This window comes from Chromohalobacter sp. HP20-39, assembly GCF_033052815.1.
Taxonomy (GTDB): Bacteria; Pseudomonadota; Gammaproteobacteria; order Pseudomonadales; family Halomonadaceae; genus Chromohalobacter.
The window spans coordinates 1-244 of sequence record NZ_JAWHTP010001052.1 but is presented as its reverse complement, the minus strand read 5'-3'; the positions used below and the strand labels follow the sequence as shown (position 1 = coordinate 244).

1 protein-coding gene is annotated in these 244 nt (G+C 67.2%); it reads right to left on the bottom strand.

Features of this window, described 5'->3' with window-relative positions; all coding sequences use genetic code 11:
* Positions 1-244: hypothetical protein (locus RVY79_RS21135; RefSeq protein ID WP_317466572.1), on the bottom strand; the 244-nt coding region annotated here is incomplete at both ends.

Below are 244 nucleotides of genomic sequence, written 5' to 3'. Positions count from 1 at the left end.
ATCGCGCCAGCCGATATCGCCATCGGCCAAGGTGACATTGGTGCACTGTTTGCCGTCTGCGGAGATCTCGCGGCACGCGACGTTATTGCCGTCGGCAATCGCCTTGTCGCAGACGTAGACAGCGCCGTTCACGGCCGTGATATTGGGTGGCAACACTGGCGCCGCGGCTGCCGGCGCGGGTGGGGCCGGGGCTGTGGCAAACAAGCCGACGCGATCGGCGGCTGATCCGAAGCGGGCGCCGTCG